At 72.0% G+C, this 9,695-nt stretch carries 10 protein-coding genes and 1 pseudogene; 8 read left to right on the forward strand and 3 right to left on the reverse strand.

Annotated features, from left to right (window positions below):
* The 6 genes and pseudogenes from SACHA_RS25815 to SACHA_RS0118915 all read left to right on the forward strand — a co-directional run.
* On the forward strand, window positions 1–322 hold a 322-nt coding region (locus tag SACHA_RS25815), incomplete at its 5' end, for a glycerate kinase (RefSeq protein WP_198010181.1).
* Window positions 319–3,092: pseudogene (aceE, locus tag SACHA_RS23130) on the forward strand (pyruvate dehydrogenase (acetyl-transferring), homodimeric type). The gene SACHA_RS25815 and the pseudogene aceE, both read left to right, overlap by 4 nt.
* A 32-nt stretch (window positions 3,093–3,124) precedes the next feature.
* Window positions 3,125–4,465, forward strand: coding sequence for an allantoinase AllB (allB, locus tag SACHA_RS0118900; protein ID WP_028663344.1), 1,341 nt, complete (start codon window positions 3,125–3,127; stop codon window positions 4,463–4,465).
* A 48-nt stretch (window positions 4,466–4,513) separates the two neighbouring features.
* Window positions 4,514–5,365: a bifunctional allantoicase/(S)-ureidoglycine aminohydrolase gene (locus SACHA_RS0118905; RefSeq protein ID WP_019812279.1), complete on the forward strand. Its 852-nt coding sequence runs from the start codon at window positions 4,514–4,516 to the stop codon at window positions 5,363–5,365.
* 118 nt (window positions 5,366–5,483) lie between these two features.
* Window positions 5,484–6,131, forward strand: coding sequence for a DUF305 domain-containing protein (locus SACHA_RS0118910; RefSeq protein ID WP_019812281.1), 648 nt, complete (start codon window positions 5,484–5,486; stop codon window positions 6,129–6,131).
* Window positions 6,132–6,192: 61 nt separating this feature from the next.
* Window positions 6,193–6,426, forward strand: coding sequence for a hypothetical protein (locus tag SACHA_RS0118915; protein WP_019812284.1), 234 nt, complete (start codon window positions 6,193–6,195; stop codon window positions 6,424–6,426).
* Between the two features lie 29 nt (window positions 6,427–6,455).
* Here the strand turns inward: SACHA_RS0118915 and SACHA_RS0118920 are convergent, their stop codons facing one another.
* Complete coding sequence (locus tag SACHA_RS0118920) at window positions 6,456–6,986, reverse strand: dihydrofolate reductase family protein (RefSeq protein ID WP_028663346.1); 531 nt, start codon at window positions 6,984–6,986, stop codon at window positions 6,456–6,458.
* Between the two features lie 96 nt (window positions 6,987–7,082).
* Window positions 7,083–7,508: a pyridoxamine 5'-phosphate oxidase family protein gene (locus SACHA_RS0118925; RefSeq protein WP_019812287.1), complete on the reverse strand. Its 426-nt coding sequence runs from the start codon at window positions 7,506–7,508 to the stop codon at window positions 7,083–7,085.
* Between the two features lie 337 nt (window positions 7,509–7,845).
* Here SACHA_RS0118925 and SACHA_RS0118930 point away from each other — a divergent pair, with 337 nt between their 5' ends.
* Window positions 7,846–8,709 (forward strand): hypothetical protein, encoded by an 864-nt coding sequence (locus SACHA_RS0118930; RefSeq protein ID WP_019812289.1) that lies wholly within the window; start codon window positions 7,846–7,848, stop codon window positions 8,707–8,709.
* Window positions 8,710–8,831: 122 nt separating this feature from the next.
* Window positions 8,832–9,440, forward strand: a complete 609-nt coding sequence (locus SACHA_RS0118935) for a TetR/AcrR family transcriptional regulator (protein ID WP_019812291.1) — start codon at window positions 8,832–8,834, stop codon at window positions 9,438–9,440.
* On the opposite strand, the gene SACHA_RS23135 is transcribed toward SACHA_RS0118935, so the two are convergent.
* The coding region (locus SACHA_RS23135) for an SDR family oxidoreductase (RefSeq protein ID WP_039739796.1) at window positions 9,388–9,695 on the reverse strand (308 nt) is incomplete at its 5' end. The genes SACHA_RS0118935 and SACHA_RS23135 overlap by 53 nt on opposite strands.

A 9,695-nucleotide genomic window follows, 5' to 3' on the forward strand; every position in this document is an offset into this window, starting at 1 on the left:
CGGCGACCGGCTGGCCGGGGCGGACCTCGTCGTGACCGGCGAGGGCGCCCTGGACGACCAGACCCTGCACGGCAAGGCCCCCGCCGGGGTGGCCCGCGCCGCCACGGCCGCGGGCGTTCCCGTGGTGGCGGTGTGCGGCACGAACACCCTGCCCACCACCCGGCTGCGCACCGCAGGCATCCACACCGCCTACGCACTCACCGACCTGGAACCCGACGTGGCGGTGTGCCAGCGCGACGCCCTCCGGCTGCTACGCACCCTCGGCGAACGGATCGCCACCGACCTCCCCACCCTCACCCGTGAGAAAGGCACCGACCAGTGACCCTCACCCCCGACCGGGTGGACACCCCGTACTCGGTGATCAATGACGGCCTGCCGAGCCAACTGCCCGACATCGACCCCGCGCAGACCCGCGACTGGGTCGACGCGCTGCGCACGGTCGTCGAGAACGAGGGCCCGCACCGCGCCCGGTTCCTCCTGCTGCGGATGCTGGAACAGGCCCGCGGCCTGCACCTCGGCGTCCCCGCGCTGTCCGCCACCGACTACGTCAACACCATCCCCACCGAGCGCGAACCGTGGTTCCCGGGCGACGAGGCGCTGGAACGCCGCATCCGGCGCATCATCCGCTGGAACACCGCCGTGATGGTGACCCGTGCGAACCGGCCGGAGATCGGCGTCGGCGGGCACATCGCCACCTACCAGTCGGCCGCCGCGCTGTACGAGGTCGGGTTCAACCACTTCTTCCGCGGGCGCGACCACCCCGGCGGCGGCGACCAGGTGTTCCTCCAGGGACACGCCTCCCCCGGCATCTACGCACGGGCCTACCTGGAGGGCCGGTTCGACGAGCAGCGGCTCGACGGATTCCGTCAGGAGCTGTCCCGGGGCGGCGCCCAGCGCTCGCTGGCGTCGTACCCGCACCCCCGGCTGATGCCGGACTTCTGGGAGTTCCCCACCGTGTCCATGGGCCTGGGCCCGATCAACGCGATCTACCAGGCGCGGTTCAACCGCTACCTGCACGCCCGCGGCATCGCCGACACCAGCGGAGCGCGGGTGTGGGCGTTCCTCGGCGACGGCGAGATGGACGAACCCGAATCGCTCGGCCCGATCGGGCTCGCCGCCCGCGAGGAACTCGACAACCTGATCTTCGTGGTGAACTGCAACCTGCAACGCCTCGACGGGCCGGTGCGCGGCAACGGCAAGGTGCTGCAGGAACTGGAGTCGTTCTTCCGGGGCGCGGGCTGGAACGTCGTCAAGGTCGTCTGGGGCCGCGAGTGGGACAAACTCCTCGCCGCCGACCGGGACGGGGTGCTCGTCGAAGCCATGAACACCACCCCGGACGGACAGTTCCAGACCTACGCCACCGAGTCCGGTGCCTACATCCGCGAACACTTCTTCGGCCGGGACCCCCGGCTGCGGGCCCTGGCCGAGCACCTGACCGACGCCGAACTGGAGCGGCTGCCGCGCGGCGGACACGACTACCGCAAGATCTTCGCCGCCTACCGGGCCGCCACCGAACACACCGGCCGGCCCACCGTGGTGCTCGCGCACACGGTGAAGGGCTGGACCCTACCGCACTCGATGGCCTCCCGCATGGCCAACCACCAGATGAAGAAGATGACCGCCGACGACCTCAAGGTGTTCCGCGACCGGCTGGAGCTGCCGATCACCGACGAGGCGATCGACGCGGGCGCCGACCGGGGCCTGCCGCCCTACCACCACCCCGGCGCCGACTCCGAGGAGGTGCGCTACCTGCTCGACCGGCGCGCCGAACTCGGCGGGTTCGTCCCCGAGCGGCGGCGCACCGACCTCCGCTGCCGCAGCCGCCGGACAAGACCTGGGCCGGGCTGCGCACCGGCTCCGGCGACACCCCCGTGGCGACCACGATGGCGTTCGTGCGGCTGCTCAAGGAACTGATGCGGGACCCCGGGATCGGCCACCGGATCGTGCCGATCGTGCCCGACGAGGGCCGCACCTTCGGCATGGACTCGCTGTTCACCAACGCCCGGGTGTACTCGCCGCACGGACAGACCTACGAATCGGTCGACCGGGCGCTGCTGCTGTCCTGGAAGGAGGCCGAGGCGGGTCAGATCCTGCACGAGGGCATCAGCGAGGCCGGGTCGATGGCCTCGGCGACCGCGGCGGGCACCGCCTACGCCACCCACGGCGAACCGATGATCCCGGTGTACCTGTTCTACTCGATGTTCGGGTTCCAGCGCACCGGCGACGCGGCCTGGGCCTTCTCCGACCAGCTGGCCAAGGGGTTCCTGCTCGGCGCCACCGCCGGACGCACCACCCTCAACGGTGAGGGCCTGCAGCACGAGGACGGGCACTCGCTGCTACTGGCCTCCACCAACCCGGCGTGCGTGGCCTACGACCCGGCGTTCGCCTACGAGGTGGCCCACATCGTCCGCGACGGCCTGCGCCGGATGTACGGCGAGGCGTCCGAGGACATCTGGTACTACCTCACCGTCTACAACGAACCGTACCCGCAGCCGCCCGAACCGGACGGGCTCGACGTCGACGGCCTGCTCACGGGGCTGTACCGGTACGCGCCACGCCCGGACAGCACCGCCGACGCCCCCACCGCGCGGATCCTGGCCTCCGGCGTCGCGGTGCCGTGGGCGCTGCGCGCCCGGGACCTGCTGGCCGACGAGTGGGGGGTGGCCGCCGAGGTGTGGTCGGCACCGTCCTGGACCGAACTGCGCCGCGAGGCCCTCGCCTGCGACGGGCACAACCGCGCGCACCCGGAACAGACGCCCCGGCAGCCGTACGTGACCACCGCGCTCGCCGGTGACGACGCGCCGGTGGTCGCCGTCAGCGACTGGATGCGGGCCGTGCCGGACCAGATCCGGCCGTGGGTGCCCGCCCGCTACACCTCGCTCGGCACCGACGGGTTCGGCTGCTCGGACACCCGCTTCGCGCTGCGGCGGCACTTCGGCGTGGACGCCGAGTCCATCGTGGCCGCCGCCCTCGGCGAACTGGTCACCACCGGCGCGGTCGAACCACGGGTCCTGGCAGAGGCGCGTCGGCGCTACCGCCTCGACGAGCCCGGCTTCTACCCGGGCGGACTGTCCGCGGGCGGTGACGCGTGAGAAGCAGCGGCGACAGGGACGGGGAGAACACGATGAACGAACGCGCTCTGGTGATCCGGGCCCGGCGGGCGGTGACCCCCGCCGGAGAACGACCGGCCGCCGTGGTGGTGCGCGACGGCACGATCGTCGCGGTGGAGCCGTTCGACACCGACGTCACCGGGGCCGAGGTGGTGCGCCTCGCCGACGACGAGGTGCTGCTGCCCGGCCTCGTCGACGCGCACGTGCACGTCAACGACCCCGGCCGGGCCGAATGGGAGGGTTTCGCCACCGCCACCCGCGCCGCCGCGGCGGGCGGGGTCACCACCCTGGTGGACATGCCGCTGAACAGCCTCCCACCCACGGTCGACGTCGCCGCGCTGACGACGAAACGGGAGGCCGCCCGGGGGAAGCTGACCGTCGACGTCGGATTCTGGGGCGGCGCCGTACCGGGCAACGGCGCCGAGCTGCGCGGCCTGCACGAGGCGGGCGTGTTCGGCTTCAAGTGCTTCACGCTGCACTCCGGCGTCGACGAGTTCCCGCCGCTGGACGACGGGCAGCTACGCGCGGCCATGCGCGAAATCGCCGCGTTCGACGGGCTGCTCCTCGTGCATGCCGAGGACCACCACACCATCGCCTCCGCCCCGGCCTGCCACGGCACCGACTACCGCGGGTTCCTCGCCTCCCGACCGGACGAGGCGGAACGCCGCGCGGTGCGCCGGGTGATCGACCTCGCGCGGGAGACCGGTTGCCGGGTGCACATCCTGCACGTCTCCAGCGCCGACGTGGTGCCGGTGCTGGCCGAAGCCCGCGCCGAGGGGCTCGCGGTCACCGCCGAGACGTGCCCGCACTACCTCGCGCTGGCCGCCGAGGACGTCCCCGCCGGGGCGACCGAGTTCAAGTGCTGCCCCCCGATCCGGGACCGGGCCAACCGGGAGCGGCTGTGGGAGGCGCTGCGCGACGGGGAGCTCGACTCGGTGGTCAGCGACCACTCCCCCAGCACCGTCGACCTCAAGAACCCGGACACCGGCGACTTCGGTACGGCCTGGGGCGGGGTCTCCTCCCTCCAGCTCGGCCTGCCCGTGGTCTGGACCCAGGCCCGGCACCGTGACCACACGCTGTCCGACGTGGTCGGCTGGATGGCCCACGGCCCCGCGGCGCAGACCGGCATGACCCGCAAGGGCCGACTGGCCCCCGGCCACGACGCCGACTTCTGCGTGTTCGCGCCGGACGAGGAGTTCGTCGTCGACGTGCGCACGCTGCACCACCGCAACGCGATCTCACCGTACGACGGGCACCGGCTCGCCGGCGTGGTGCGCCGCACCTGGCTGCGGGGCGCGCCGGTCGCGTTCGACGCCGCCCCGCGGGGGCGGATGCTCGACCGCGGACGGGCCTGACCGACAAGGCACCGACACCCGGGCTCCCGGGACGACAGGAGGACGAGCATGAGCGGCCGGTACCACGTACCCACGGGCGGACTGCCGCCCCAGACCCGGCTCACCACCGACCGGGCCGTGTTCACCGAGGCCTACGCGGTGCTGCCGCGCGACACCATGACCGACATCGTCACCAGCAGGCTGCCGTTCTGGGACGACACCCGGCTGTGGATCCTCGCCCGACCGATGTCCGGCTTCGCCGAGACGTTCGCCCAGTATCTCGTCGAGGTCTCCCCCGGTGGCGGGTCGGACCACCCCGAACCCGACCCGCACGCCGAGGCGGTGCTGTTCGTCGTCGACGGGGAACTCACGATCACCGTCGACGGCGTGCGGCACGTCCCCGGGGAAGGCGGCTACGCCTTCCTCCCACCCGGCACCACCTGGACGGCCTGGAATCACGGGGCGGCACCCGCGCGGTTCCACTGGATCCGCAAACCCTACTCGCCCGTCGACGGGATCGGAGTGCCCGAGCCGTTCGTCGTCGACGAGCGTGACATCGAACCCGTGCCGATGCCGGACACCGACGGCGCGTGGTCCACCACCCGGTTCGTCGACCCCGCCGACCTCCGGCACGACATGCACGTCAACATCGTCACGTTCGAACCGGGAGGGGCGATCCCCTTCCCGGAGACCCACGTGATGGAACACGGCATCTCCGTCCTTCAAGGCAAGGGCGTCTACCTGCTCAACCGCGACTGGGTGGAGGTCCAGGCGGGGGATTTCCTGTGGCTGCGCGCGTTCTGCCCGCAGGCGTGCTACGCGGGGGGCCCGGAGCCGTTCCGGTACCTGCTCTACAAGGACGTCAACCGCCACCCAGCTCTCGGCCCGGTGAGTCCGGGACCCCGTCGGCCGACATCCTGAGCCGGAGAAGCCGGACTCCGCACTGGCCATCCCGATCACCGACCGCGTTCTCCGTGGCGGCACGGAGGCGGTATGGTCAGCGGCCCCCGTTCCGTCCCGACCAACCGGAGGAACAGCCGTGCCGCACCGGTCCAATCTCGCCGTCCCGTCGGCGCTCGTCCCCGTTCTCGCCCTCGCCCTCGGCTGTGGCGCTCCCGGTGGGACAGCCCCCGGAGAGTCGGCCTCCCCCGACGCCACGGCATCGGCATCGGCCCCTCCCGCCGGCGCGGGTGACAGGGATTCGACCCGGGAGGCGAATGCCGACAGCGCCGGTCACAACCGTGCGGACATCGACTTCGCCCGGGACCTGGCCCCGCACCACGAGCAGGCCGTGGTCACCGCCGAGCTCGCGCCGGAACGCGCCTCCGATCCGGCGGTGCGGGACCTCGCGGAACGCATCGCCGCCGCACAGGAGCCGGAGACCGACCAGCTGCTGGCGATGCTGCGGATGTGGGGCGAGGACGTCACCCCGGGCGGCGACAGCGGCGAACACGAACACTCCCACCTGATGACCGAGGAGACGTTCCAGCAGCTGCACGACACCACGGGTACGGAGTTCGACACGCTGTGGCTGCGGACGATGCTCGAACACCACCGGGGTGCCGTCGAGATCGCCCAGGCCCAGCTCGACGACGGGTCCGACACCCTGGCGACGATGTACGCGGAGAAGATCGTCGACCGGCAGACCCGCCAGATCACCGAGATGCGGGAGCTGCTCGGGGAATGACTCCCGGATACCGCATCACCTTGCCCGGGAAACCGGATCCCGACGTTCACAGCAGCGCAGCATGATGCGTCGATGCCAGCTGGTCGCCATGCGCATCACCATAGATCTGCCCGACGACCTGCACCGCCAGGCGGTCTCGATCGCCCGGGACACCTCTCGTACGGTGAGTGAGACCGTCGCGGAGCTCATGCGGCGGGGCCTCGGACAGGGTGGAACCACGGACACCACCCTCAGCCCCAAGACGGGCCTCACGGTCGTGCACCTGGGCAAGGTCATCACCGCTGACGACGTCTAGCAGAAACCCCGGTCCTCTCGGCGGGGCGGCTACCGGAGCACCCGCAGGGTGAGCGTCAACCCGGTGACGTCGACGGTCTCCAGCTTCACGGTCCTCCCGCCCGGCTCGTGGAACAGCCGCACGCCGTCACCGAGCAGGACCGGGGTTACCGTCACCAGGATCTCGTCGAGCAGTCCCGCCGCAAGGCACTGCCGCGCCACGTCCGCGCCCAGGACGCTCACCAGCTTGCCGCCGGCGGCTTCCTTCGCCGTCGCCACGGCCTCGTCCAGGTCGCTGGAGAAGGTCACGTCTTCCACCGGCTCGTCGGGGATGTGGTGGGTCAGCACGACGCTCGGCCCGGACCACTGCCCGCCGTAGGCGCCCTCCGCGTCGGTCCCCCGGTTCGGGTCGTCGCCGCGGAACGTGCGGGCACCCACCAGCAGCGCGCCGACCCGGTCGACGAGCCCGTCGTCGACACCGGCCTGGTCCGGCAGGTACTCGGCCAGCCAGGACATGTCCCCGCCCGGTCCGGCGATGAACCCGTCCAACGACATGCTGCACTGGTACTGGAGTGTCCCCACGTCCCACCTCCTCACCCTCGTGGCTCCGCGCCGGTGCGTGACCGCGTCGGCACGCTACCGGCAGGGTCCGACATCCCTCCGCCACCGCGGACGGTGTCAGAGCGCCCCGAGGTCGGCGGACAACCAGTGCTCCGGCCGCATGAAGATCGCGGACTGTTCCCCGAGCTGGGTGCGTTCGTACTCCAGGAACCCGGCGACCTTGTCCTCCGGGAGATACCGGGCGGCCATCGTCCGGGACAGCTCCGGGCTGCCCGGCTCGATCCGGGTCACCGGCCCTTCCACGGAGACGTAGCGCACCGTGGGTTCGGTCCGTTCCACCATGAGCGTGAACCGGCCGGCCGCCTCGATCGCCCGCGCCTTCCGTGAGTCCGGAGCGGTGTGCACCCACAGCTCCCCACCCGGCGTGTAGTGGTACCAGATCGGGACAGTCAACGGTGCCCGGTCCGTCCGCTCGATCACCGACAACGCGCCGACCCGGGGTTCGGCCAGGAACCGCGCACGCTCTTCCACCGACAGCGCCATGGTGCGGAGAGTACCCGGCGGGACCGACAGCATCCGCCGTCGAACGAGATCACCACGAAGCGGGGACCAGTCTCCGGAGGCGGACCCGGGTCGGGGGCCGTCCCGCCGGCGCGACCGCGGAATCGACGGTCCGCCCCGAAAGCGCAGTCTCGGAGAATCGCCGACGACCCGGTTCCGATCATGCTGGGAGGCGTGGACGAGAACGTGTTCGTAGACCGGCCGAGCGCCGGACCATGGACGATCGGCGGGTGACAACGCTGTGCGTACTTCCGGGGATGCTCCGACGGAGACGGCGGGAGGGCACGACGGAGCGCACCCGCGACGTCACGTAGGCCTGGTGCTGTCCGCCGCACTGGCCGGGTTCCTGCTGACGGTCGTGTGGTCGGCGTCGTTCGTCGACGGCGTGATCGGTGATTCGGTCACGGACGCGATACTCGGCCGGGACGCGGGCGAGGCCGCCCTCGGCGGGGTCGCGGCGGGAGTCGCCTTCGCGTTCGTCTCCGGAGTGGCGGGCACCTTCACCGCCTGCAACATCGCCGTGTTCAGCACTCTGGCCCCGATGGCGGCGGACGGCGGCGGCCGCGGTCGACGCGTACGCCTCGTGCTCCGGCCGCTGTTGTGGCTCGGCCTCGGGACGGTTCTGGTGTCGGCCGCCTACGGTGTGGTGGTCGGCCTCGTCGGCACCGACATGCCGCAGTTCGAGACGGCATCGTCCGCGCCGGGTGCGTTGAGTCCACGGCTGGTCCAGGCCGCCGTGGTCTTCGGCGGGATCGGAGCCGTGCTCTGCTATCTGGGACTCGCCGCGGTCGGCCTCGTCCGCGATCCCTTCCGACGACACCCCGACACGCGGCTCGTGCTTCTCGGAGGACTTGTCGGCGCCTTCCTCATCGGCAGGCCGTTCCCGCTGTTCCGCCACCTGTTCCGGGACGCCGCCGAGTCCGGGAACCCGGTCTACGGGGCGGGAGCGTTCGTCCTGCAGTCGGTCGGCAACATCGCCCTGATGGCGGTGGTGCTGGTGCTGATCGGCCTGTCAGTCGGGGACCGCGTCGGCCGTTGGCTGACCGCGCGGCCCGGCAGGATCGAGTCGTTCACCGCCGCGGGCATGCTCGTGGCGGGGGTGTTCCTCATCCTGTACTGGGATGTCCGGCTGCTCGCCATGCGCGACATCCTCCCGTGGTACCCCGTCGCACCCTGGGTGTGATCCCGGCTGTCCGAGGCCGTCCACCAGGTGGACGGTCCGCACCCCGCGGGAACGACGCGCGCGTACCCACGCCGGTCGTCGTCGCCGCCGGGACACGGATCCCCGGGCACTACGATGAGGCCATGGTGCGGCAGCGGTCGGCGACGACGCGGGAGGCGATCCGCGCGGCCGCGGGACGGCTGTTCCGCGAGCGTGGCTTCGCGGGCACGGCGGTGCGGGACATCGCCGCGGAGGCCAGGGCCGACCCGGCACTGGTGATCCGCCACTTCGGCACGAAGGAGCTGCTGTTCCTGGACACCATGCACCTGAGCATGGACGACGAACCGCTGCTCGACGTGCCACCGGAGTACCTCGGGCGGCGGTTCGTCGAGGTGCTGCTGGACTCCGACGACGACACCCGCGACGTCTACCTGGCACTGCTGCGCGGCAGCGGCACCGCACGGATCGCCGACCGGTTGAAGGACGTCCACGAGACCGCGTTCGTGCGCCCGCTGCGCGCCCGGCTGTCCGGCCCGGACGCCGACCTCCGCGCCCGGCTCGCCGGGGCACTGGTCGGCGGCCTGCTCTACGCGCTGTGGGTGGTCGGTGACGAGGAACTGCTCGCCACCGACCGCCGCGACCTCGTCGCCCGCTACGGCGCGCTGCTGCAGCACACACTGACCCCGGACGGATCCGGCGCTACTGGACCGACCAGCCCCCGTCCGACGGGAGCACCGCCCCGGACACGTTGACCCCGTCGTCGCTGAGCAGGAACGTGATCGACGCCGCCAGCTGCGGTGCGGTCGCGATCGGCGGGATCAGTGCCAGGAAGTCCCCGGTGCGCCGGCGCCCGAACCCGGACATCTCGCCCGGCGACATCCCGGTGGCCACCCCACCCGGCGCGACGGCGTTGACCCGGATGCCCGACGGCCCGTACATGAACGCCGCGCTGCGGGTGAGGCCCACGACCGCGTGCTTCGACGCGGTGTAGGCGGCGCCGGCGGCCG

This window comes from Saccharomonospora halophila 8, assembly GCF_000383775.1.
Lineage (GTDB): Bacteria > Actinomycetota > Actinomycetes > Mycobacteriales > Pseudonocardiaceae > Saccharomonospora > Saccharomonospora halophila.